Origin of the sequence: Streptomyces sp. NPDC060198, assembly GCF_042728415.1 — a bacterium.
GTDB lineage: Bacteria > Actinomycetota > Actinomycetes > Streptomycetales > Streptomycetaceae > Streptomyces.
In genome coordinates this window covers 17,608-40,889 of record NZ_JBHWZJ010000004.1, presented here as the reverse complement: position 1 = coordinate 40,889, position 23,282 = coordinate 17,608, and the positions used below count along the sequence as shown (strand labels likewise).

14 protein-coding genes are annotated in these 23,282 nt (G+C 72.2%); 13 read left to right on the top strand and 1 reads right to left on the bottom strand.

From position 1 onward, the window contains the following. The first annotated feature begins 45 nt into the window (after positions 1-45). From ACFWEP_RS01515 to ACFWEP_RS01505, 3 genes are all read left to right on the top strand, one after another. Complete coding sequence (locus ACFWEP_RS01515) at positions 46-1,566, top strand: alpha/beta fold hydrolase (protein WP_387363755.1); 1,521 nt, start codon at positions 46-48, stop codon at positions 1,564-1,566. Between the two features lie 246 nt (positions 1,567-1,812). Next, the gene (locus ACFWEP_RS01510; RefSeq protein ID WP_387363752.1) at positions 1,813-3,270 is read left to right on the top strand and encodes a glycoside hydrolase family 76 protein; all 1,458 of its coding nucleotides are present in this window, start codon (positions 1,813-1,815) and stop codon (positions 3,268-3,270) included. A gap of 133 nt (positions 3,271-3,403) precedes the next feature. Further along, positions 3,404-3,616, top strand: coding sequence for a DUF4287 domain-containing protein (locus tag ACFWEP_RS01505; protein WP_387363749.1), 213 nt, complete (start codon positions 3,404-3,406; stop codon positions 3,614-3,616). A gap of 30 nt (positions 3,617-3,646) precedes the next feature. On the opposite strand, the gene ACFWEP_RS01500 is transcribed toward ACFWEP_RS01505, so the two are convergent. After that, the gene (locus tag ACFWEP_RS01500) at positions 3,647-4,240 is read right to left on the bottom strand and encodes a hypothetical protein (protein WP_387363746.1); all 594 of its coding nucleotides are present in this window, start codon (positions 4,238-4,240) and stop codon (positions 3,647-3,649) included. A gap of 625 nt (positions 4,241-4,865) precedes the next feature. Here ACFWEP_RS01500 and ACFWEP_RS01495 point away from each other — a divergent pair. From ACFWEP_RS01495 to sbnA, 10 genes are all read left to right on the top strand, one after another. Continuing rightward, entirely contained in the window at positions 4,866-11,750 is a 6,885-nt protein-coding gene (locus tag ACFWEP_RS01495) for a glycoside hydrolase domain-containing protein (protein ID WP_387363743.1), read from the top strand. Positions 11,751-12,102: 352 nt separating this feature from the next. Further along, positions 12,103-13,839 carry a ricin-type beta-trefoil lectin domain protein gene (locus ACFWEP_RS01490; protein WP_387363740.1) on the top strand — a complete coding sequence of 579 codons (1,737 nt, stop codon included), beginning with the start codon at positions 12,103-12,105 and terminating at the stop codon, positions 13,837-13,839. Between the two features lie 250 nt (positions 13,840-14,089). Next, a complete protein-coding gene (locus ACFWEP_RS01485; protein ID WP_387363737.1) occupies positions 14,090-15,046 on the top strand; it encodes an ABC transporter ATP-binding protein in 957 nt (318 codons plus the stop codon). After that, complete coding sequence (locus ACFWEP_RS01480) at positions 15,043-15,834, top strand: ABC transporter permease (protein ID WP_387363734.1); 792 nt, start codon at positions 15,043-15,045, stop codon at positions 15,832-15,834. The genes ACFWEP_RS01485 and ACFWEP_RS01480 overlap by 4 nt, the downstream gene beginning before the upstream one ends. Positions 15,835-15,939: 105 nt before the next feature. Further along, positions 15,940-16,890, top strand: a complete 951-nt coding sequence (locus ACFWEP_RS01475) for an ACP S-malonyltransferase (protein ID WP_387363731.1) — start codon at positions 15,940-15,942, stop codon at positions 16,888-16,890. Next, positions 16,877-18,421, top strand: coding sequence for a class I adenylate-forming enzyme family protein (locus tag ACFWEP_RS01470; protein WP_387363728.1), 1,545 nt, complete (start codon positions 16,877-16,879; stop codon positions 18,419-18,421). The genes ACFWEP_RS01475 and ACFWEP_RS01470 overlap by 14 nt, the downstream gene beginning before the upstream one ends. Continuing rightward, a complete protein-coding gene (locus tag ACFWEP_RS01465) occupies positions 18,402-18,656 on the top strand; it encodes a phosphopantetheine-binding protein (RefSeq protein WP_327176695.1) in 255 nt (84 codons plus the stop codon). The genes ACFWEP_RS01470 and ACFWEP_RS01465 overlap by 20 nt, the downstream gene beginning before the upstream one ends. A 5-nt stretch (positions 18,657-18,661) precedes the next feature. After that, on the top strand, positions 18,662-19,900 hold the full coding sequence (locus ACFWEP_RS01460) for a PLP-dependent aminotransferase family protein (protein ID WP_387363724.1): 1,239 nt from the start codon (positions 18,662-18,664) through the stop codon (positions 19,898-19,900). Beyond that, positions 19,897-22,200, top strand: a complete 2,304-nt coding sequence (locus ACFWEP_RS01455; RefSeq protein ID WP_387363721.1) for a lantibiotic dehydratase — start codon at positions 19,897-19,899, stop codon at positions 22,198-22,200. The genes ACFWEP_RS01460 and ACFWEP_RS01455 overlap by 4 nt, the downstream gene beginning before the upstream one ends. Next, on the top strand, positions 22,197-23,210 hold the full coding sequence (gene sbnA, locus ACFWEP_RS01450; RefSeq protein ID WP_387363718.1) for a 2,3-diaminopropionate biosynthesis protein SbnA: 1,014 nt from the start codon (positions 22,197-22,199) through the stop codon (positions 23,208-23,210). The genes ACFWEP_RS01455 and sbnA overlap by 4 nt, the downstream gene beginning before the upstream one ends. Positions 23,211-23,282 lie beyond the last annotated feature (72 nt).

The following is a 23,282-nucleotide window of genomic DNA, read 5'->3' as shown; positions in this document are numbered from 1 at the left end:
TATCCGTCCGGGCCACACGACGAGGCGAGGAGGCGGAGGCAGCTCATGACGGCTTTCCTGTTGGTGCCGGGCACGTTCACCGGAGGGTGGATCTGGGACCGGGTGGCAAAACTCCTGGAAGGGGTGGGGGAGACGGTCCACCCGGTCACCCTCACCGGCCTCGGGGAGGCCGCGGACCCGGCCGGCACGACACCGGACCTCACCACGCACATCGAGGATCTGGTGCGGATCATCGACGGGGTGGACGCGGCGGAGACCGAGGTGGTCCTCGTCGGCCACGACTACGGCATCCTGCCCGTGCTGGGCGCTGCGGCCTGCCGTCCGGACCGGGTCTCCCGGATCGTCAACCTGGACGCCGGCCTGCCACAGGACGGCGAACCGGCCCTCGCCATCGAGCCCGACCCGGCGGTCAGGGAGCTGGCCGTGTCGCTGTCGGCCGATCCCTCGGACGGGCCGGGGGCGCGGGTGGTCCGGCCGCCCTCGGCCGAGGAGTGGCGGCAGCGGGCCGGGTCGGCCGATCTGTCCGCCGAGGACCTGGAGCTGCTGGCGCGGCGGGCGGTCCCGCACCCGGCGGACTCCCTCGTGCAGCCGCTGCCACGGACCGGCGCCGCACAGGGCATCCCCTACACGGGCGTGCTGGCCTCGGGCAACGGATCGACCCTGGATCTGGTCGAGTCCCTCGTCTCCATGGGCGAACCGCGCGTGCGCACGCTCACCCGTCCCGAGGTCGCTCTCGTCGAAATCCCGACCGGGCACTGGCCGATGCTCTCCGCTCCCGCCGAGGTCGCCGACCTGCTGCGGCGTGCGGTGGCCGGGGAGGGGCACCGGATCGGAGCACGGGCGGGGTCGCCCGTACACCTGGGGCCGTTCCTGCTGGACGTGCCCGAGCGCGGACGGGAGCGGGACGGCCGCGTCGACCTCTACTACCCGGACGCCGAAACCCCGCGCCCCGCCGTCCTGTTCGTGCCGGGCGGCCCGGTCGACCCCGACGCGCGGCCCACACCCCGCGACTGGCCTTCCTTCGTCGGGTACGGGCGGTACGTGGCGAGCCTGGGCGCGGTCGGGGCCGTCCTGGACCACCGCCTGCACGGCCTCGGCGACTACCCGGCGGCGGCCGAGGACCTCGCGGCGGCGGTCGAGCGGGTCCGCGCCGATCCGCGCGTCGACGGGGAACGGGTCGCCCTCTGGTTCTTCTCCGCCGGATCGCTGCTCAGCGCCGACTGGCTCGCGGCGCCCCCTTTGTTCCTGCGCTGCGTCGCGGCCACCTATCCGATGCTGGCGCCGCTCGCCAACTGGCCTCGGATCGACGGGAGGTTCAGGCCTGCGGACGTCGTCGGGGCGGCTGGTGCACTGCCCTTCGTGCTGAGCCGGGTGGAGAAGGAACGGACGGAGATCGACGCCACCGTCGAGGAGTTCCTGCTCGCCGCCAAGGGGACGGACCTCCGGCTGGAGGTGATCCCCGTCCCGGGTGCGCGGCACGGCTTCGAGGCGGTCGACCACACGGACTCGGCGCGCCGGGCGGTCCGGCGGGCGGTACGCACGGTGCTGGGGCACCTGGAGGTGTGACGCGAGAGCCGGCACCGGCGCCGGCGGGCGGGGTGCGGGCGCGCGCATCGGGCGCGGACGCGGGTGCGGGTGCGGGCATCGGGTACATCCCGCATCCCGCATCCCGCATCCCGCATCCCGTCTCCCGCAGCCCGTTGGCCGGGCGGGCGGTACCAGGGCGACGCGTCGCATGTATTGACATGGACCTGATAAATCAGGTCGGCTTGTCGGGTCGGCACGTTCCCCCCACCCGCTAGGAGTTGCCGCATGCCCTCCACCCGTAGAGGCCGGCGCCCTGCCGTCCTCGCGCTCTTCGCGAGCCTGCTGCTCACCGCCCTCCCGGTGGCGGCTTCCCCCGCCCAGGCCGCCGCCGAGGCCGGTCTCTGCAACAAGCAGTGCGATGCCCGCGACCCCGCCACCGCCACCTCCGACCGGGTTCCGGTGAGCAGCACCCTCTACGGCCGAACTGTCCGGCTGCATCTCTCGGACAACGATGTCATGGGCTGGGCCTCGATCGAGGGCGGATCGGCCGGGGACGAGGTCTGGATCGACCGCTCCTTCGACGGCGGCCGGACCTGGAGCGCGGGGAGCAAGCTGGGCGACACGACCGTGCCCGCCGGTTCGAGCGGCTGGCGCACCCAGATGTACAACGTCGACGACTGGAGCACCGCCGGTGTCGGCGCCCTGCGCGCCTGCGGCAAGGCGGGGGACCGCCCCGAGATCACCTGCACCGGCTGGGCGCGGGTGAACTGGAACGCCTGGAGCCGCTCCACCGCCGCCGCGACCGCGCTGATGATGTCGTACGACCGGGGCACCGGCCTCTTCGGCGGCAACGGCTGGTGGACGGCGGCCAACGCGCTCACCGCCGTGCTCGACAACGCGCGCCTCAGCGGCATGCCGAGCTACCGGTACGCCATCGCCTCCACGTACGACAAGAACGTCAACGCGCAGGGTGGCAGCTTCCGCAACGACTACCTGGACGACACCGGCTGGTGGGGCCTGGCCTGGGTGGCCGCCTACGACGCCACGGGCGACAGCCGGTACCTCAACACCGCCCGCGCCGACGCCGATCACATGCAGGCCTACTGGAACGGGACCTGCGGCGGCGGGGTGCTGTGGAACCGGACGATGACGTACAAGAACGCCATCACCAACGAGCTCTTCCTCCAGCTCAACGCGGCGCTGCACAACCGCATCGCGGGTGACACCGTCTACCTCGGCCGGGCGAAGGCCGAGTGGTCGTGGTTCCGGGGCAGCGGAATGATCAACGGCGATCACATGATCAACGACGGGCTCACCGACGCCTGCGCCAACAACGGCCAGCCCACCTGGACCTACAACCAGGGCGTGGTCCTCGGCGGGCTCACCGAGCTGTACCGGGCCACCGGCGACTCCACCCTGCTGACCACCGCCCGCACGCTCGCCGGTGCGTCCACCGTCCGGCTCCAGACCGACGGGGTGCTGCGGGAGCCCGGCGAGGGCGACGAGTGCTCCGGCGACGGCCCGTCCTTCAAGGGTGCGTACGTGCGCGGCCTCGGCAGGCTCGACGCCCAGCTCACCGACCACCCGTACGCGGCGACCCTCGACCGCTGGGCCGACGCGGCCTACGCCAAGGACCGCAACGCCCTCGACCAGTACGGCCCGCACTGGAACGGAGGCACCGGCACCAGCGACTACGGCTGCCAGCAGAGCGTCCTCGACCTGCTCAACGCGGCCGGACAGTAAGAGCTCTCCCGGAGCTTTCCCGGAGCACGGGTGCGGTACGAGGGCTCGCCCCGTACCGCACCCCACCCGCATCGGTGAGGTGGCTCACTCCCAACGGCCGATGAGTTCCGGCCGCCGGGCGAGTCCACCAGCCATGACGAACTCCGTGAAAGGCCCCGCGAGTTACTTTCCCTCGATCGAGAAGACGTACGGACGCCCGGTGGCGGAATGGAAGGAGCTGATCCGCTCCTCGCCGCTGACGAAGCACGGGGAGCTGGTCGCCTGGCTCAAGACCGCCCACGGTCTGGGGCACGGCCACGCCAACGCCCTGGTCGCCCACACGCGTGCCGAGGACGACGGCAGATGACGCGGAGTCGGGGCCGGACGGCCCTGCTCGTCACTGGTCGTCGGACGGCGCGGGGGTGTCCCAGACGATGAAGTGGAACCGCATGCCGCCGTCCCCACTGCCCAGCCACTCGACGGCGGCCAGATGGTTCGCGCTGGTCGGCAAGCAGAACCACGCCCCCTCCTCGCCGGTGTTCATCTCACCGGTGGCATGGGGGAACGTGGTCAGCACGTGTGCGCAGTCGCCGGGAGTGGCGCCCCTGGGGCTGTCGGCCACGCGGCCGTTCAGGGGCGAGAACGACTCGCCGCCGCTCCACGCCATGTCGGGGTTGGGCACCGACGTACCGACCGCGCCGTGTTCGAGGTCGGCGCTGCTCCCCTCGGTGAGCGTGAAGTCCCCCCGCTTGATGACCTTCGTCGAGGTCCCGGAGGGGGACGGCGAGGGGGACGACGAGGTGACCTCGTCGTCGGCGGGGGTCTCGTCCGGAGCGGCGCTCTCCGGGACCCCGGTAGCGGCCGGCGCCCCGGGCGCGGTCGGGTCCCCGGCCGTCGCCGACGGCGGAGCGAGCACGCCGCGCGAGGAGTTGCCGCTGGTCCCCACGATCAGGGTGACGACCAGACCGAGCACGGGCACCAGGATGCCCACGACCCACCACGACCACCTCGGCGCCCCGTGAGGGGGCTGCGGAGGCTCCGGCGTCGCGAGGCGCGGCGGCTGGGGCGGCATCGGTGGATGTGCGCCGGTACCGCCCGGTCGTGGCCCGAGCCCGCCCGCCGTGGTACCACCTCCGCTCGGCGTGGGACCGACTCCACCCGGCGTGGGACCGGTCCCGCCCGACTGCGGACCGACTCCGCCCGGCTCCTGCGTCATGGCGCCCTACCCCCGTGTTCCGCCCGACTCGAAAGATCCTCACCGTATCGAGCCGGTCGGGTGCGCGTCATGAGTTTTCTCCGGTGTGCGGACCGGCCGGCCCCGTCCGCCGCACGGAACCGCACCGGGCGGGCAGCGCCGAGGGGAGCCGCACCGGGCCTCTTCGGGAGCGGGATCGTCCGCGCGCCCGTCACGGCCACCTCCCGGGCGAAATTTGTTTGCCCCTCGTACGTTTTCTCCGTGTCTGATGGTGGACGGTTCGTGAACACGGCAGGGATGATCGCGGTGTTCACTTCCGTCCTGCTGTTTCTGGGTTGCACGCCCGGTGTCGTGGGCTGACAACGTTGTCTTCTGGTGAGACCGAACCGTGCGACGCAGTGTGCGACGCCTGAGAGGTCCCGTGTCCACCAGATCCCATCCCCCCGTACCCCCCAAGACACCTCCGGGTACGTCCCCCGGCCGCCGCCGCCCGTTGCGCGCGGCGGTCGCCGTCCTGCTCACCGGGGCGCTCGGCGCCGCCGCACTGGCGGGTGGCGGCGTGGCCTTCGCGTCGCCCGGCGCGACGACGTCCACCGGCGCGTCCGGCACCGACTGGACCGCGCTCGTCGACCCGTTCGTGTCGACCGCCGGCGACGACGGCAACGACCTGCCGGGCGCGCAGGCGCCCCACGGCCTGGCCAAGGTCAATCCGTTGACCACGCCGAACCGCAATCACCCCGGGTACGACTACGACGAGGACCACATCGCCGGGTTCACGGCGACCAACCTCGACGGGGTCGGCGGCTCGGGCGGCGGCGGCGACCTGCTCGTCGTCCCGACCTCGGTGCGGTACGACAGCCGGCCCGCCACCAGCACGTACGCCCACGCGTACAGCCACGACGACGAGTCCGCGAGCCCCGGCTCGTACACGGTGGGCCTCGGCGCCCTCTCCGGTACCGGGTCGGCCGTCAAGGAGGACCCGGGCACCATCCGGGCCGAGATGGCCGCGACGACGCGCACCGCGCTGGAGCGGTACAGCTTCCCCGCCGGGTCGCAGCCCGAGCTGGTCCTCGACCTCGCGAACAACTTCACCAGCCGGACCCGCTCGACCCTGAAGGCGACGACGCTCCCGGACGGGACGACCTCGATCGACGGTCTCATCGCGGGATCGTTCAACGGCGCCTCGTACCAGCTGTATTACCACGCCACCACCAACGTCCCGGTGACCTCGCTGAAGAGCTGGGGCAGCGACGGCAAGCTGAGCGACGCGACCTCGCGGGACGGTGTCGACACCGGTGCCGTGCTCGGGTTCGACGCGTCCGACGGGGACGACATCGAACTGCGGGTCACCCTCTCCCCGATCAGCGCCGAACAGGCCGCGACCGACCAGGCGGCAGAGGTCGGCGGGCTCACCTTCGACCAGGCGCGCGAGCGGACGAAGGCCGAGTGGAACACCGCGCTCGGCGCGGTCGCCGTGAAGGCCACGGAGAAGTCGGACCCCGGGTCGACGCTGACCAAGGAGTTCTACACCCACCTGTACCGCATGTACGCGGCTCCGGTGAACGCCACCAGCACCAGCGGCACGTACCGGGGCGCGGACGGCGCGGTGCACCAGGCCAACGGCTTCACGTACTACGACGGCTGGTCCACCTGGGACGACTTCCGCAAGTACTCCGTCGAGGCGTACATCGACCCGGCCACCTACCGGGACATGGTGCAGTCGCTCATCGAGCTTTTCGCCGACACCCGCGCCACCGGCAAGAGCCTCGGCAGCCTCACCCACTCGGTGCCGACCGTGCGCTGGGAGCGCTCGGCGGTGCTGGTCGCCGACGCCCTGTCGAAGGGGTTCAAGAACTTCGACCGGCTCGACGAGGCCTACCCGGCGCTGACGGCGTACGCCGGGTACTACACCGGCGCGCAGCTGCGGCAGGGGTACGTCACCGGTGACCCCGGTACGACCGTCCAGCGCGGCTACGACCAGTGGGCGCTCTCGGTCATCGCGGGCGCGCTCGGCAAGACGGACGACGCGGTGAAGCTGCGCGAGCAGTCCACCATGGCGATCGACAACCTCGTGAAGTCCGGTGCCTGGAAGGCCCCGGACGGCACCCAGGTCGGTCTGCTCACCCCGCGCGCCGCGAGCGGCGACTGGCAGGCAGCCGACTACGAGAAGTTCGAGGAGGCCGGTCTCTACCAGGGCACGCTCTGGCAGTACCACTGGTACGACGCCTACGACATGGGCGGCCTCATCGACGCCATGGGCGGCGACAAGGCCGGCAAGGCCGCCGTCGAGCACATGTTCGGCGAGGACTCCGGCGTCGACGACGGCTCGACCATGCTGCACTCCAACGCGAACGAGATCGACCTGCAGGCCCCGTACCTCTTCAACTACGTCGGCGAGCCGAGCCTGACGCAGAAGTGGGTGCGCTCCATCTACACCGGCACCACCTGGAACCGGTACATCGCGACCGGCTCCACCAACGAAGCCCCCAGCGGTGGCGGCCAGTTCACCCCGCCGGTGAAGACCCAGGTCTACAAGCTCTCGCCGCACGGCTTCCTGCCGACCATGGACAACGACGCGGGCACCATGTCGACCATGTTCGTCGGCGCCGCGCTCGGCCTGTTCCCGGTCACCGCCGGGTCCAGCCAGTTCCAGATCGGCAGCCCGTTCTTCGACTCGACGACGATCCGCTACGCCAACGGCGCCGAGTTCACCGTGAAGGCGAACGGCGTCTCGCCGAGCGCCTACTACGTGCAGAGCGCCAAGCTCAACGGCAAGAAGTTCGACAACACCTGGCTGGACTACTCGCAGATCATCGCGGGCGGCACCCTCGACTTCACCATGGGCGCCAAGCCCTCGAAGTGGGGCACCGACACCGAGCCCGCGTACTCGCTGGACACCGACGCCGGTGACACCGGTGCCGGTACGGCCCCGGGCAAGGGCGACACCACCGTCCACGCCGCCCCGGCCACCCTCGCGACCAAGGCCGACGGCACCGTCGACGGAAGCGTGCGGCTCACCCTCTCGGGACCGGCCGCGTTCACCGACCGCAAGGGCACCAGCCTGACCAAGAACGGGGCGGCGACCGTCACCGGCCTGCCGGGTGGCGTCACCGCCGACCTCCGGGTCACCGACGCGCACACCGCGACGCTCTCCCTCAAGGGCACCACGGAGGTCGACGCGCGGCTCGGCATCACCTTCCAGGACGCGGCCTTCGCGCACGGCGTGAAGGCGTCCACGGTGCGCGGCACCGGGATCTCCCCGACCGACCCGCTCACCGTCTCCGCCGCGGCGGTGCACCGCACGAGCCTGGGCACACTCGTCGACCAGGCGTCCGTGGTGCGCGCCGGGAACTACTCGGACGGCTCCTGGAACCTCTTCCGGTCGGCGCTGGAGCGCGCCCGGACCGTCCTCGCGGACTCCGCCTCCCCGACCGGCACGCTCATGGCCGCCGAGGACGCGCTGCGGTCCGCCGCCGACACCCTCACCATCGACGAGGGCGGATACGCCGTCCTCCAGGCCGAGAGCCCCGACGAGAAGCAGGGCCCGAACCTCACCAGCGAGCGCAACAACTCGGACGGCAACCTCGGCGGGGTCACCGAGGGCTCGTGGGAGCGGTTCGCCAAGCTGGACTTCGGCGGTGTCGCCCCGCACAGCGTCTCGGTGCGCTACGCCAACTCCCAGGCCACCAACGCCAAGGCGAGCAGCGTGGACGTCCACGCGGGCGGAGCGGACGGCCCGGTCGTCGCCACCGCCCAGCTCCCCGGAACCGGCGGCTGGCAGTACTGGAACACCGTCCAGGCGACCGTCACCGACCCGGACGCCCTGCTGGCGGCGAAGAGCGCGACCTTCGTGTTCCACGCCCCGGCGGGACAGCAGTGGGTGTCGAACTTCGACTGGTACCAGTTCTCGCCGTACGCGGTCTCGGCGTCCGAGTCGACCACGCTCGCCACGCTGACCGCGGTGAACGCCGGCTCCACCGGCGGCGGTTCGCTCCCGCTCAAGACCTCGTCCGGCATCTTCGAGAACGTCACGGACGGCGCCTGGGCCGAGTGGAAGGGCACCGCGCTCCACGACGGGGCCGACACCCTCACCGTCCGCTACGACAAGCCGCAGACGCGCTCGGCGCCGGACTCGCACATCGAGCTGCGCCTCGGCTCGAAGGACGGTCCGACGGCCGTCGACGTCCCCCTCGCAGCCACCGGTTCGGGCTGGGGCACCATCGGCACCACGACCGCCCGCCTCGACCCGGCCGTCTTCAAGGGCGACCAGGACGTGTACGCGGTCTTCGCCTCCAGCACGCAGACCTCCGCCCTGCCCTACGTGGCCAACGTCTACGCGCTGACCCTGACGCAGGACACCTCCGCCCCCGTCGCGATCGACGCCACCGCCTTCCGCTCGAACAGCGGCGGCGGCCTCAAGAGCGAGCCGGCCGGCTGGAGCGGCGCGGGGTCGGCCACGGACCTCGGCGGCAGCTACGACGGCGCCTGGCTCGACTACGGGGACGTCGGGTTCGGCGCCTCCACGAAGAACACCGTCACCGTCACGTACGCCAACAACTCCGCCCGCTGCGGCACCGGTTCGGCCATCCAGATCTACTTGGACACCTTCGATCCCGCCGCCCCCGGCACCCCGTACGCCACCGTCCCGCTGCCCGTCACGGGAAGCGCCTGGTCGTCCGGCGGTACGACGAGCCTGACGCTGCCCCAGGGGATCACCGGCACCCACGGCCTCCACCTGCGCCTGGTGACCACCGCGGACGCGGCACACCCGTACGTGGCGAACATCGGCCGGCTCACCTTCGACCACGTCGAAGCTCCCGCCGCCACGGACCCGTCCGCGCTCCGCAAGGCGATCGAGCGGTACGAGGGACTCACCGGCCAGGCCGACCGCTACGACGCGATCGACTTCGGGGTGTACCGGCGTGAACTCGACGCCGCACGCGCCCTCGTCGACGCCGAGGACGCGAGCCAGCTCGAAGTCGACACCCGCACCCGCAGCCTCACCCTCGCCGCCGGCCAACTGGTCCCGCTGCCGCGCCTCACCCTGGAGGACCTGGTCGAGACCGCCTCGGCCCTGGAGAACACCCGCTACACGGAGGCCTCCTGGACGGCGTTCACCACCGCGCTCACCGCGGCGAGGACGGCCACGGCCGACGCCACGTCCACGGACGCGGTGCTCACCGCACGGTACGACGCCCTCCGGCACGCCGTCTCGGCGCTCGCCACCAAGCCCAAGTCGGCGCCCACCGCACCCGAAGCGGTGTCGGCGACCTCCTCCGGCAGCAGCGTGACCGTCGCCTGGTCCGCCCCCGCCGACACCGGCGGCTCGCCCGTCACCGGCTGGACCGTCACCCTCGACGACGGCCACCAGGTCCGGATCGCGGACCCGGACAGCCGGAGCACCACCTTCAGCGGGCTGCGCTCCGGCCGCTCGTACACCGCGCGGGTCAGCGCCGTGAACACGTACGGCACCTCCCGCCCGAGCGCCGCCACGGCGCCCGTGGTGACCGCCGGCGGCAAGCCGCAGAAGCCGGTGGTGACCGGCGTGGTCACCCACGGCAAGCACGTCCGGGTGACCTGGCAGTCCGCCTTCGACGGCGGGTTCCCGATCGTCGGCTACACCGTCGTCCTCGGCGACGGCACCACCGCGCACGTCGCCGCCACGGCGGACACCGCGCTGCTCACCACCACCGGCAAGGCGAAGGCGAACACCGCCACGGTGACCGCCGTGACCCTGGCCGGAACCTCCGAGGAGGCGGGTTCCTCCGTCGCGGCGGCCCCGGTCACCTCGTACGAGCCGTCCGCCTTCCCGGCCGACACGCTCGACGCGAGCTACCCGTCCGACGAGTGGCCGGCCGCCGATGACGGCACCGACTACTTCCACGACCTGCTGGCCGGTTTCGCCGACCTTCCCGCCACCACCCGCGGCGCCAACGCGAAGGTGCCCTCCGGCACCTCGCCGACCGCCGAGAACGACACGATCGCCGTCGCCATCAACAACGCGGCGACCCAGAAGGAGGTGGACCGGGCCGAGGTCGACGCGACGCACAGCGCCACCGTCACCATGGCCGACGGCCTCGGCTCACGGCTCGGCGCGCTCTACACCGACGCCCTGGACGGCGGCCGACTGCCCAAGACCAGCGCCCTGTTCGGCCGCGTCTCGGCCGGGCTCGACGAGGTCGACACGGTGAAGAACCTGTACGCCTACCAGCGCCCGTACGTCCGGCTCGGGTTCGTCGGCGACGGCGGCGACATCTACGAGTCGCAGGACGGCTCGTACAGCGGCCTCTCCACCAGCGGCTCCTACCCCAGCGGCCACACCTACGGCGGCTACGAGGCCGGGACCGTCCTCGCCACCCTCCTGCCGGAGCTGGCGCCGTCGATCCTCGCCCGCACCTCGGAGTACGGCAACAACCGCGTCATTCTCGGGTTCCACTACCCGCTGGACGTCATGGGCGGCCGGATGAGCGCGCAGGCCACCGTGGCCCACCGCTGGGCGGACCCCGAGTTCGAGAAGCTGCTGACCGAGGCCCACGCGGAGATCGAGAACGTGCTGCTCGCGAGTTGCGAGAAGGAGGGTTACGGCACCACGCTCGCGGCCTGCTCCGGTGACGCGTACGCGGGTCTGTCCACGGAGCAGCAGGTCGACGTGTACACGCGCCGACTGAGCTACGGATTCTCCCAGGTGGGCAAGGCGGGCCAGGCGCTCCGAGCGCCCGCCGACGCGGCGGCCCTGCTGACCACCGCCTTCCCGGACCTCGACCCCGAGCAGCGCACCCAGATCATCGAGCAGACCGCCACCGACTCCGGCTACCCGCTCGACCTCACGGGTGAGGACCAGGAGAGCTGGGAGCGGATCAACCTCGCCGCCGCCATGGCCGCGCGGGTGGTCGTCAACGGCGACGGTTCCGTCACCGTGACCAACTTCGCGGACGCCACCAGGGCCGCCGTCGCGGACGCGAGCGCGATCACCGTCGGGGGCGTGGCGATCGACGGGTTCGACCCGGAGGTCTCCACGTACGTGGTGGACGTGCCGAAGAACGCGAAGACCCCGGCCGTCACCGCCGTACCCGCCCAGCCCGGCGCGAAGGTGAAGGTCACCGAAGGCAGCAAGGTCCTCTCGTCCTCCGGCTCCGGGTTCACCACCCGGACCGTCCGGGTGACCTCGGCGGACGGCGCGGTCACCCGCACCTACACGGTCGGGCTGCGGTCCACCGACCGCGACGAGGGCTCCTCCGGTTCCCACGACGGCTGGTCGCCTTCCACGGACTGGTCCCGGCCGCTGCGCCTGCCCGGCCTGCGGTAGCCGCGGCGCGGCCTCGCCGGACCATCGGCGGGACGCTGCCACCGCTGTGCGTACGGCCCCTCCGGGTGAACCCTCGTGGTCCGCCCGGAGGGGCCGTCGGCGTACCGGGGAGTCGCCGGCAGTCCAGGCGGGACTTTCAGACACGACCTGGCCGGGTCGGGCCGCGTCCTCCCCGAGCGCCTTCGACTCTTGAAGGGGAACGCGCGCGACGGAGACGCGTCGGGCATCTTGTCGAATGCAGAACCCATCGACAAGCTGTGTCCATGACATCTCAGGTCTATACCTGATGGTGTTCCGCAGAGTTGCCTTGCGCGGACACGCGGAGGCACGCCTTTCCCCGGAGGTCGGACATATGCGCTTGAACTCTGCAAGACCGAGGCGCGGCGGGTGGACGAAAGCGCTGAGGCTGCTTTCCGTCGCCGCGGTCACGGTGGCGGCGGTCTCCGTCGGCGGGACGATGAACGCCGAGGCGGCGGTTCCCGCACCCCCGTCGGGCTTCACCCTCACCTGGAGCGACGACTTCAACGGCGCGTCCGGCACCGGTATCGACCAGGGGCTGTGGAAGTACGACACCGGGCCGGGCAGCAACTTCGGTACCGGTGAGATCGAGACCATGACCAGCAGCACCTCGAACGTCTACTACGACGGTCAGAGCCATCTGGTGCTCCAGGCGCTGCACTCCGGTTCCGATCCGCGTGCCGGATGGACGTCCGGGCGGGTGGAGACCCAGTCGGCGAGCTTCGGTGCTCCGGCCGGCGGAGTCGTCCGCATGGAGTCCGTCCTCCAGCAGCCGAACGTCACCACCGCCAACGGAGCCGGCTACTGGCCCGCGTTCTGGATGCTCGGTGCGCCGCTGCGGTCCGGGGTGACCTGGCCGAAGTCAGGCGAGATCGACATCATGGAGGACATCAACGGCCGCAGCTCCGTCTTCGGCGCGGTCCACTGCGGTGTCAGTCCGGGCGGGCCGTGCAACGAGGGCACCGGCATCACCTCGGGTGAGCGCGCCTGTTCGGGGTGCCAGACCGGCTTCCACGACTACGCGGTGGAGATCGACCGTTCGGTGTCCCCGGAGCAGGTCCGGTTCTACCTCGACGGCAACAACTACTACACGGTCTACGCCAACCAGGTGGACGCGACGACCTGGGCCGATGCGATCGACCACCCGTTCTACATCATCTACGACCTGGCGATCGGCGGCGGTTTCCCCGACGCCTTCGGCGGTGGCCCGAACGCGGCCACGGTCTCCGGCGGCAAGCTGGTCATCGACTCGGTCGCCGTCTACAACAAGGCCCCCGGTTCCAACGGTGGTGGCAACACCGGCGGTTCGGTGACCGGCCAGTCGATCACCGGTCCCGGCGGCAAGTGCGTGGACGTCGCGGGTGACGACAACGGCGGCGACGGTGCGGCGGTCCAGCTGTGGGACTGCCAGGCGGCGGCCAAGGACCAGCACTGGACGTGGAGCGGCCAGACGCTCCAGACGCTGGGCAAGTGCCTGGACATCGCGGGCGGCAACAGTGCCGGGGGGACTCAACTCCAGCTCGCCACCTGCAACACCGGCGGCTACCAGTCCTGGGTGAAGCAGAGCGACGGTTCGCTGAAGAACCCGACCAGCGGCCGGTGCGTCGACTCGCCGAACGGCGCCACCGCCAACGGCACCCGGCTCCAGATCTGGGACTGCAACGGTTCCGCCGCCCAGAAGTTCTCCCTCGGCAGCTCCATCAAGGGCCCGGGCGGCAAGTGCGTGGACGTGGCCGGTGACGACAACGGCGGCGACGGTACCGCCGTCCAGCTGTGGGACTGCCAGTCCACCGCCAAGGACCAGCAGTGGACCTGGAGCGGACAGACGCTGCAGACGCTGGGCAAGTGCCTCGACATCGCCGGCGGCAACAGCGCCGCGGGTACGAAGCTCCAGCTCGCCACCTGCAACGGCGGCGGCTACCAGAACTGGGTCGCCAACTCCAACGGCTCGATGTCCAACCCGACCAGCGGGCGGTGCGTCGACTCGCCCGACGGCGCCACCGCCAACGGCACCCGGCTCCAGATCTGGGACTGCAACGGTTCCGCCGCCCAGAAGTTCGCCCTGGGATAGCACCGGGTCCCGTCGGGGGACCACGCAGGCAGAAGGGCCCCGCAGCGAGCTGCGGGGCCCTTCGACGTATGCGGGCCCCCTCCCGCGCCGGCTTGCGGCTCGCCTTGTCGCGCGGACTCCTCCGCGTCCCGGCAGAGGCTCCTGCGCATCCCGATAGCGGCCGGATAGTCCGGCGGGCAGGGGCGGATAGGCGGTCCCGGAAGAGTGGCCCCTGCCAGGCCACCCCCACCCAGATCGTGAGGACCCGAAGATGATCGAAACCCGACCGCGCCAGGTGACCGAGGAGGTGACGTCCTCGGATGCCGTCCGGCTCGACTCTGTCGTGAAGCGGTTCACCGATGCCAAGGGAGAGCGGTTCACCGCCGTCGACGGCATCGACTTGCGCATCCGGCGGGGTGAGATCGTGGCCTTCCTCGGTCCGAACGGCGCCGGCAAGACGACCACCATCGACATGCTGCTCGGGCTGACGCGGCCCGACGAGGGCTCGGTGCGACTGTTCGGACGTGAGCCCCAGCAGGTGGTGCGCTCCGGACAGGTCGCCGCGGTGCTCCAGTCGGGCGGGCTGCTGCCCGATCTGAGCGTCGAGGCCACCGTACGGATGCTCGGTTCGCTGCACCCCGGTGCCGACGTCGACGGGGTGCTGGCCCGCGCCGGACTCGACCAACTGCGCGGCCGTCGCGTCGCGGAGTGCTCCGGCGGCGAGCAGCAGCGGCTGCGGTTCGCCCTCGCCCTGCTCTCCGGGCCCGAGTTGCTGGTCCTGGACGAGCCGACGGCCGGCATGGACGTCGTCGCCCGCCGGGAGTTCTGGGCCACGGTCCGTGAGGACACGGAGCGCGGCATGACGGTCATGTTCGCCACCCACTACATGGAGGAAGCGGACCGGTTCGCCGACCGGGTGGTGATGATCGACCGCGGTCGTGTCGTCGTCGACGGTTCGGTGTCCGACGTGCGGTCCGCTCTCAGCGGGCGCACCGTGTCGGCGCGGATCGGCGAGCAGGGCGCCGCCGCCCTCGCGCGGTCCCCGCTGGTCCGCTCGTGCACCCAGCGCGGCGGCCGGTACCACTTCGACACCACCGACTCCGACGCGCTGCTGCGTCTGCTGATCGAGCAGACGGCCGCCACCGACATCGAGGTCACCCCGCGCAGCCTCGAAGAGGCCTTCATGACCCTCACCCACCACAGCCGTACCGAAGGGGGCACCCGATGAGCGCCGCCTCAGCCACCCAACAGGCGCGGACCTCGCCGTTCAGCGGCGTCAACTCCGTCTTCATCGGCTATGAACTGCGCCGCCGCTTCAACCGGCAGACCACGATCTTCACGCTGCTGTTGCCGGCCGTCCTCTACCTGGCTCTCTTCCGTACCGAACCCGACGGCGCCACCCTCCCGCACGGCAACTTCGCGGCCTGGATGATGACCGGCATCGCCGTGTACGGAGCGGCGACCGCGGCGGTCAGCTCGGCGGCCACCATCTCGGTGGAGAAGGCGTCCGGCTGGATGCGCACCATGGCGCTCAGCCCGCTCGCCCCTCCCGGCTACCTCTTCGTCAAGGTGCTGTCCTCCGTGATCATGGCGGCGGTGCCGGTGGCCGTCGTGGGTGTGCTCGGTGTGTTCACCGGGGTGGAGGCCACGGCCACGGTGTGGGTGACGTCCCTGCTGGTGGCGTGGCTCGGCGCGGCCGTCTTCGCCGCCCTCGGCATCACGCTGGGGCTCGCTCTCAAGCCCGACACCGTGATGCACATGCCGGGTCTGACCATGACCGCGCTCGCCTTCCTCGGCAACCTCTTCATCCCGCTGTCCGGCACCATGCTGGAGATCTCCCGCTACTCGCCGATGTTCGGCGTCTCCACCCTCGCCCGCTACAGCCTGACCGAGGGCTACTCCTTCAGCGGTGAGCACTCCAGCCTCGCGATGGCGGTGGTCAACACCGTCGCCTGGTTCGCGGCTTTCTCCTTCATGGCCGTACGCCGCTTCCGCAAGAGCACCGGCCGCAACTGAGCCGGCGGCGCCCCTCACCGCTCCTCACCACCGTCCGACCTTTCCGCCTCCGACACCGGGCCCCGCACCGGTCAACGACACCCCTACGAAAGGAGATTCGAACTCATGTACGCATTCGTTGTACCGGGGCAGGGCTCCCAGACCCCGGGCATGCTGGCCGGCTGGCTGCGTGACCCGGTGCACGCCGAGCGGCTGCGCGCCTGGTCCGAGGCCGCCGATGTGGACCTCGTGCACCTCGGCGGCAAGGCGCCGGCCGCGGAGATCGCCCGTACCGAGAACACCCAGCCGCTGCTGGTCGCCGCCGGGCTCCTCGCCCACGAGGCGCTCACCCTGGCCGAGCCGGACGGCCCGCTGGTGGCCGCCGGGCACTCGGTGGGGGAGCTGACCGCGGCGGTGTACGCCGGAGTGCTCGACCCCGCCGACGCCGTGCGGCTGGCCGCGGTGCGTGGCCGGGCGATGGCCGCGGCCTGTGCCGAGGTACCCACCTCGATGGCGGCCGTGGTCGGCGGCGAGGAGTCCGACGTGCTCGGCCGCATCCGCGAACTGGGCCTGTACGCGGCCACGTTCAACGGCCCGGGGCAGATCGTCGCGGCCGGACCCACGGCGGAGCTGGAGCGGCTCGTGGCCGCCCCGCCGCCCTCCGCCACGGTGAAGATGCTCCAGGTCGCCGGCGCCTTCCACACCCCGTACATGGAGTCCGCGCGCCGGGCCGTCGCCGCGGCGGCCGAGCGGACACCCTTCCGGCGGCCGACCGGGTCCCTCCTGTCGAACGCCGACGGTTCGGTCGTCCGCGAACCGGAAGACATCCGCCGCCGCCTGGTCGAGCAGGTGGTCAAGCCGGTGCGCTGGGACCTGTGCCTGGAGTCGCTCGGCCGGATCGCACCCGAGGTGACGGTCTGTCTGCCGCCCGCCCGCACCCTCGCGGGCATCCTCAAGCGCCAGCTTCCCGAGCTGGCCGTCGTCTGCGTCACCGCGCCCCGGGACCTCGACAAGGTGCGCTCCCGGATCGGTGCCGCAGTCGCCTGGAAGGAGGACCTCGTCCATGCCGGTGTCTGAGCTGTTCGCACGTGCCCGCGCCGAGCGCCCCGGGCACCTCGCCCTCGTCGACGCCGCCGGGTCGCTGACCTACGCGGAGCTGGGCGCCGAGTCCGACCGGGCGGCCGGCTGGCTGCGCGGTCAGGGAGTGGGCGCGGGTGACCGTGTCGTCTACGCCGGTGGCGGTGACCGTACCTTCCTCGCCCTCCTGTGGGCCGCGTTCCGCATCGGGGCGGTGTTCGTCCCGGTGCACCCCGACCTCACGGACCACCAGATCGACCACATCGTGCGGGACTGCACGGCCGCTCTCGCCGTCTGCCCGCCCACCGCGGGCGGCGGCGCCCGGAGGACCGTGGAGGTGGAGCGGGCCGTGCGCGAGATCGAGCACACGCCCGCCGACCACACCACCGCCGAGGTCGCGGACGACGCGGTCGCCCTGCTGATCTACACCTCCGGCACCACCGGCCGCCCCAAGGGCGTCGTCTGCCCGCACCGGCAGATCCTCGCCGCGGTCCGCGCGGTCGACGCGGCCCTCGGTTACCGCGGCGACGACGTGGTGCTGTGCCGGCTGCCGCTCTCCTTCGACTACGGCCTCTACCAGGCCCTGCTGTGCACGCTCAACGGTTCGGCCCTGGTGCTCACCGACCGGGGAGGCGACCTCGGCCTGATCCGGGTGATCGAGCGCCACGGAGTCACCGTCGTCCCGCTGGTGCCCTCGCTCGCGCAGATCCTCGTCCTGCTGCAGCGGAAGCTGCGCCGCGCCACCAGGGTCCGGCTGTTCACCAACACCGGTGCACGGCCCAGCACCGCCGTGATGCGCGAACTGCTCGACGTCTTCCCGGGCTCCGGCTTCGCCTCGATGTACGGCATGACCGAGTGCAAGCGCATCTCGGTCCTGGACCCGGCGCTCTACGAGCGGCATCCCGACTCGGTGGGCCGCGCCATCCCCGGTGTCCTGGTCCGGACGGTCGGCCCGGACGGGCGGACCCTCCCCCCGGGGGAGGTCGGCGAGATCGTCGTCGAGGGCGAGACCGTGATGGCCGGGTACTGGGGGGTCCCGCTGGAGCGGCAGAGCCGGTACGTGCGCCGCGCCGACGGCTCCCTGGAGCTGCACACCGGCGATCAGGGCCGGCTCGACGCCGACGGACTGCTGTACTTCGTCGGCCGTGACGACGACATGATCAAACGGCGCGGTGTGCGGATGGGCCTGTCGGAGATCGAGCTCGCCGCCGAGCGCGTCCCCGGCGTGTACGCCGCCGTCGCCCCGCGCCCCGCCGGCGAGGACGCCCCCTTCCTGCTCGCCGTGCAGACCGCTCTCGACCCGCACGAGGTCCGTACCGCTCTCGCCCGCCTGCTGGACCCGGCCCGCCTTCCCGACGCGATCGTCCCGCTCGACACCGTGCCGCTGACCGCCAACGGCAAGCCCGACCGCGCTGCCGTCGGCCTGCTGCTCGGGGCCGGCGCCGCCACACCCTCCCCGGCCGTCGCCACGGCCGTCACCACCGTCCCCGCCGCACTCACAGGGAGCTCCCATGGACCAGTCGCAGTTTGACCAGCTCGTAGAGGAGATATGCGTCGTGAAGGTCACCAGCTCCGAAGTGCCGCTCGTGGACCTCGGCGTGGACTCGCTCCACACCGTCGCCCTGGTGATGGCCGTGGAAGACCGGTTCGGCATCGAGCTGGACCCCGACGCGCTCGCCGACCTCTCGCTCACCTCGTCGGCCGGCCTGCTCAGGCTCGTGCACGAGCAGCTGGCGAGCGGCGCGCACGCGTTCTCGGGGAGCTGACCGCCATGTGGACCGACATAAGACCCGCGGCCGAGATGCCGCAGCTCTTCGAACGGGGCGGTGATCTCATCTCGTTCGCCGGCGGCCTGCCGGACCTCGACCTGCTGCCCCTGAAGGAACTCTCGGAGCAGTTCGCCCGGCTGACCCGGATCGGCGGCCGGATCGCGCTCCAGTACAGCACTCCGCACGTGGCCAAGGCCCTCGTCCCCGCCATCACCGACCTGATGGCCCGCGAGGGCGGCAGGACCGGCGCCGCGCACCTGGTGCCGACCGCCGGATCCCAGATGGGGCTGCTGGCCATCGGCCTCGGCCTCGCCTCGCCGGGGGAGACCGTCCTGTGCCAGACCCCCGCCTACCCGGGCGCGGCCACCGCGTTCCGTACGGCGGGACTGCGCCTGCACGGGGCCCCCGAGGACGCCGAAGGACTCGACCCGCTGGAGCTGCGGGCGACCGTGGCCCGGCTGCGGGCCGACGGACAGCGCGTACGGATGCTGTACTGCAACCCGACCTTCCAGAACCCCACCGGCGCGACCCTCTCCGTCGAGCGGCGTCACCGACTGGCCGACGTGGCGAGGGAACTGGACCTGCTGATCGTCGAGGACAACCCCTACGGGCTCCTCGGCTTCGACGGCGGCACCGTCCAGACCCTCCAGGGCATCGACCCTTCGAACGTCGTCTACCTCGGCACCTTCTCCAAGGTCTTCGCGCCGGGGCTGCGCTGCGGCTGGATCGCCGCGCCCGAGCAGGTCGCGGAGCGCCTGCGCCGCACGACCGAGGTGATGGCGCTGTCGCCGTCGGCGTTCGCCCAGGCCGCGCTCGCCGCGTTCCACACCCGCGGTGGCTGGGACAGCCTGATCGACGCCTACCGCGAGCGCTACCGGGAGCGGTGCGGCCTGATGGCCGACGCGCTGGAGGCGGAGCTCGGGACCGGAGGCCCCTGGCGGTGGCAGCGGCCGGACGGCGGCTTCTACCTGTGGCTGCGGCACGAGGGCGGCGCCGACACCGGCCGCTTCGCGCACGCCGCGGCCGAACAGGGCGTCTCCTTCGTCCCCGGCAGCCACTTCGGGCTCGACGGGGAGTGCGGCGACGCGCTGCGCCTCTGCTTCAGCAACGTCCCGCGCAAGCGCATCCCCGAGGGGGTCGCCCGGCTCGCGGCGGCGCTGCGGGGCGAAGAGGCCGGCACCGGCATCGAGTCCGGCGCCGGCAGGGACATCGGCGCGGAGCCCGGGAGGCGGGTCGCGTGACCAGCACCCGTGAAGCGCTGCGCGAGCACGACTGGGCCGACTTCCGGCCCACCCGGCGCCTCGGCGACAGCGAGTGGCACATGTGGGGCGTCGGGCTGCTGCGCAGCGCCGGCTTCCCCGCCTCGGGACTCGACCTGCTCGGCGGGCCGGCGGCGGCCGACGCGGCCGACCGCGGCGACGAGGACGGCTTCACCACCGCCTACCTCGCCGACAGCGCGGCCGAAACGCGCCGCCTGGCCGTCCTCGCCGGTGACGAGAAGGTCCGCACGGCCATCGCCTGGCAGAACCGCACCGTCTACCGCGTGCTCGACGCGCTCGCCGCCGGAACGGGCAAGGAGTCCAAGCGCAAGCAGCGCGAGCGCACCCTGGCCATGTACTGGCTGCGCTACTGCGCCAAGGCCGAGACCATCGGCTTCTTCGGTCCTGCCGCCTGGATGTCCGTCGGGCGCGCGCCCGGGGGCCTCGCGGTGGACCACGGCGAGCGGCTGGTCGCGCGCAGCCGTACGTACTTCGAACGCTGGGCACTGGCCGCCGTCGCGGACTGGATGACCGCCCAGCCCGGCGCCCGCTGGTGGTTCCCGCCGCTGCCGCGCCCCGACGTCCACCTCGACGGCGACCGGCTGCTGCTGCCGGGCGGACGCGTGACGCGGCTGCGGCCGGAGGACCGGCAGGTCCTCGGCCACGCGGACGGGGAGCGCAACGGGGCGGCGATCGTCGAGGCACTCGTCCGCGAGGACGGCTGGGACGCCGAGGGGGCACGGCCCCGCGTCGAGAAGATCCTGACCCGGCTGCTCAAGCAGCGCGTGCTGAGCTGGGACGCCAACATCCCGGTCGACGTGCGGGCCGAGCGGATCCTGCGACGGCGGGTCGCCGCCGTCGCCGACCCCGAGCTGTTCGTCCGCTTCGAGACCGTCCTCACCGGACTCGACCGGCACCGCGACGCCATCGACGCCGCCACCGGCGCCGACGAACTCGCCGCACGCCTGGACGACTTGGACGAGTACTTCGTCCGGACGACCGGACTCGACGCGTCCCGCGACGAGGGCAAGGCGTACGCCGGCCGCACCCTCTGCTACCAGGACGCGGTGCGTGACTGCCAGGTCGAGGTCGGCACCGGCTTCCTGGACGGCATCGCCCGGCCGCTCGCCCTGGTCGCCGACGCGGCGGACTGGTTCGGCAACCGCCTGGTGGAGCTGGTCGAGGCGGAGGTGGCCGGGTTCGTCCGGGCTGCCGCGTCGCGGCGCTCCCCCGTCACCCTCGCCGACGTCTGGCCGCAGGTGCTCGGCCTGTTCTGGGGCGGCGACGGCGCCCGGCCGGTGCACACCGCGACGAGGGAGCTCGCCCGCAAGTGGCGCGAGGTCCTCGCTCTCGATCCGGACGGCGTGGAGCCGGTCGCGCTGCGGGTTGCCGACATCGAGGGGCGGGCGCGCGCCGTCTTCGCCACCGGCCCGGTCCGCTCGCCCCATCTCGCCGTGCACAGCCCCGACCTCCAGGTGGTCCGGGAGGCGGACGGGGACCTGACCGTCGTCCTCGGCGAGCTGCACGCCTGCCTCGCCACCTGCGACCTGCCGTTCCTCGACTGGACCAGTGACGCCGGCTCCCTGCGCGACAAGGTGAACGCGGCGATCGGCGCACCACGTCTGGTACCGCTGCTCCCGGTCGACTGGAAGCGCAACAGCGGCCGCATGGTGCCCGCTCCCGTCGGGCAGGGCGACCGGCTCATCGGGTTCACCCGGGCGCCGTTCGACGACCGGTCGAGGATCGACCCGGCCGCCGCGATCACCCTGGCCGAGCAGGACGGCACGGTCACGGCCACCACGCCCGACGGGCGTGGGTGGAGCATGGCCGAACTGCTCGCCGTCCCGGTGTCGATCATCGCCGCGGACGCCTTCAAGATCGGGCTCGACCGGCCGCACGCCCCGCGCGTCGCCCTCGACGGGCTCGTCCTGTTCCGGGAGACCTGGCGGGTGCCGGCTGCGGAGATCCCGCTCGCCGTCAAGCCCGACCGGGCGGGCGACTACCTGGCCGTACGGCGCTGGCTGCGCGCGAGCGGGCTGCCCGACCAGGCCTTCGTGAAGTTCCCGCAGGAGACGAAGCCGTCCCTGGTCGACTTCACCAGCCCCACCCTCGTGCTCTCCTTCGCCAACCTCGTCCGCCGCACCCGGCTCCTCGACGCGGACGCCACCGTGATCCTCAGCGAGCCACTGCCGCACCCCCGGGACTCGTGGCTCACGGGGGCCGACGGTGAGCGCTACGTCAGCGAACTCCGGCTGCAGATCAGCAGAAAGGTACCGGAATGACCGTGGCCCCCTCCGCCGCGGCGACCCGCGCCGCAACCGCGGCCCGTCCCCGCGATCCGGACATCATCGCAACGATCGGCTCCACCCCGCTGGTCGCCCTCGACCGCCTCTTCCCGCCCACGCGCTTCCAGGTCTACGGCAAGTGCGAGCGATTCAACCCGGGCGGCTCCATCAAGGACCGCGCGGCCCGCTCCATGATCGAACACGCGCTGTCCACCGGGGTGTTGATGCCGGGCATCTCCACCGTCGTGGAGTCCTCCTCCGGCAACCTGGGTATCGCCCTGGCCCAGCTCTGCAACTTCTACCGGCTCGACCTGATCTGCGTCACCGACCCGCGCACCACCGCCCAGAACGCCGCGATCATGCGGGCGTACGGGGCGACGGTCGAGGTCGTGGACCGGGACGCGGAGACCGGCGAGTACCTGCCGTCCCGGATCAGGCGGGTGGGGGAACTCCTGAACACCGTGCCCGACGCCTACTGGCCCAACCAGTACGGCAACGAGTACAACGCCCTCGCCCACCAGCACACCATGCGCGAGATCCACGAGGCGCTCCCCGAGGCTCCCGACTACCTCTTCCTGGCCGCCGGCACCACCGGCACGCTGCGCGGCTGCGCCGAGTACATCGCCGCCGAGGGCCTGCCCACCCAGGTGGTGGCGGTGGACGCGGTGGGCAGCGTGATCTTCGGCCCGCCCGAGGCCTGGGAGCGCCGGCACCGCCGCACCATCCCCGGGCACGGCGCGGCGGTGGTCCCGGCGCTGCTGCGGCCCGGTCTCGCGGACCGGGTGGTGAAGGTGACCGACCTGGACTGCGTGCGCGGCTGCCGATCCCTGCTGGCGAAGGAGTCGATCCTCGCCGGCGGTTCGTCCGGCGCCGTCATGGCCGCCCTGCTGGACGCCTCCTCGTGGATCACGCCGGGTGCCACCTGCGTCGCGATCCTTCCCGACGGGGGCGACCGCTACCTCGACACGATCTACAGCGATTCCTGGGTGGAGTCCCGCTTCGGCTGACCGCCCGCCCGCGACGCGCCACGCGTCCCGTCCACTCCCTTTCCCACCCCTCCTTCACGCAGAGGAACTGAC

Excerpts from the sequence above, each read along its gene's own strand:
- ACFWEP_RS01505 (WP_387363749.1), top strand. The coding sequence starts at position 3,404 with ATGACGAACTCCGTGAAAGGCCCCGCGAGTTACTTTCCCTCGATCGAG.
- ACFWEP_RS01465 (WP_327176695.1), top strand. The coding sequence starts at position 18,402 with ATGGACCAGTCGCAGTTTGACCAGCTCGTAGAGGAGATATGCGTCGTG.
- ACFWEP_RS01515 (WP_387363755.1), top strand. The coding sequence starts at position 46 with ATGACGGCTTTCCTGTTGGTGCCGGGCACGTTCACCGGAGGGTGGATC.
- ACFWEP_RS01480 (WP_387363734.1), top strand. The coding sequence starts at position 15,043 with ATGAGCGCCGCCTCAGCCACCCAACAGGCGCGGACCTCGCCGTTCAGC.
- ACFWEP_RS01510 (WP_387363752.1), top strand. The coding sequence starts at position 1,813 with ATGCCCTCCACCCGTAGAGGCCGGCGCCCTGCCGTCCTCGCGCTCTTC.
- ACFWEP_RS01490 (WP_387363740.1), top strand. The coding sequence starts at position 12,103 with ATGCGCTTGAACTCTGCAAGACCGAGGCGCGGCGGGTGGACGAAAGCG.
- ACFWEP_RS01470 (WP_387363728.1), top strand. The coding sequence starts at position 16,877 with ATGCCGGTGTCTGAGCTGTTCGCACGTGCCCGCGCCGAGCGCCCCGGG.
- ACFWEP_RS01485 (WP_387363737.1), top strand. The coding sequence starts at position 14,090 with ATGATCGAAACCCGACCGCGCCAGGTGACCGAGGAGGTGACGTCCTCG.
- ACFWEP_RS01475 (WP_387363731.1), top strand. The coding sequence starts at position 15,940 with ATGTACGCATTCGTTGTACCGGGGCAGGGCTCCCAGACCCCGGGCATG.
- sbnA (WP_387363718.1), top strand. The coding sequence starts at position 22,197 with ATGACCGTGGCCCCCTCCGCCGCGGCGACCCGCGCCGCAACCGCGGCC.
- ACFWEP_RS01460 (WP_387363724.1), top strand. The coding sequence starts at position 18,662 with ATGTGGACCGACATAAGACCCGCGGCCGAGATGCCGCAGCTCTTCGAA.